Annotated in this window: 1 protein-coding gene; it reads right to left on the bottom strand. The window is 69.5% G+C overall.

Annotated features, from left to right (window positions below; all coding sequences use genetic code 11):
- On the bottom strand, positions 1-1,052 hold a 1,052-nt coding region (locus I71_RS38070; protein ID WP_042688683.1), incomplete at both ends, for an MBG domain-containing protein.

Genomic DNA, 1,052 nt, shown 5'->3' with positions numbered 1-1,052 from the left:
CCTGATTGATGGTGAGGGTGCCCGGCACATAGGAGATGGCGTAGTTGGCGGAGTTGAGGCCGGACGCGGTGAGCGTGTATGTGCCGGCGTTCACCGCGCCCTGTGCGGTGCCGCCATAGGCCAGCGCTCCGCCGAGCACCGCCGCCGTCTCGCCATTGACGAAGCCGCTGTAGCTGACGCCGTTGCCGCCGCTGTAGGCCAGCCCGTCGTAGGTCTTGCTGGCGTTGTTGGCGGTCACCGTCAATACCGTCAGCGCCGCCTGGTTCACCGTCAGAGCGCCGGGCGCGTAGGAGATGGCGTAGTTGGCGGAGTTGAGGCCGGACGCGGTGAGCGTGTAGGTGCCGGCGTTCACCGCGCCCTGTGCGGTGCCGCCATAGGCCAGCGCTCCGCCGAGCACCGCCGCCGTTTCGCCATTGACGAAACCGCTGTAGCTGACGCCGTTGCCGCCGCTGTAGGCCAGCCCGTCGTAGGTCTTGCTGGCGTTGTTGGCGGTCACCGTCAGCGCCGCCTGGTTCACCGTCAGCGCGCCGGGCGCGTAGGAGATGGCGTAGTTGCCGGAGGCGAGACCGGACGCGGTGAGCGTGTAGGTGCCGGCGTTCACCGCACCCTGTGCGGTGCCGCCATAGGCCAGCGTCCCGCCGAGCACCGTCGCCGTCTCGCCATTGACGAAGCCGCTGTAGCTGACGCCGTTGCCGCCGCTGTAGGCCAGCCCGTCGTAGGTCTTGCTGGCGTTGTTGGCGGTCACCGTCAGCGCCGCCTGGTTCACCGTCAGCGCGCCGGGCGCGTAGGAGATGGCGTAGTTGGCGGAGCTGAGGCCGGACGCGGTCAGCGTGTAGGTGCCGGCGTTCACCGCACCCTGTGCGGTGCCGCCATAGGCCAGCGCTCCGCCGAGCACCGCCGCCGTCTCGCCATTGACGAAGCCGCTGTAGCTGACGCCGTTGCCGCCGCTGTAGGCCAGCCCGTCGTAGGTCTTGCTGGCGTTGTTGGCGGTCACCGTCAGCGCCGCCTGGTTCACCGTCAGCGCGCCGGGCGCGTAGGAGATGGCTAGTGGC

The organism is Azospirillum sp. B506, from assembly GCF_000333595.1.
Taxonomy (GTDB): Bacteria; Pseudomonadota; Alphaproteobacteria; order Azospirillales; family Azospirillaceae; genus Azospirillum.
The sequence above is the reverse complement of the archived record's forward strand: the minus strand, read 5'-3'. Positions and strand labels throughout refer to the sequence as shown.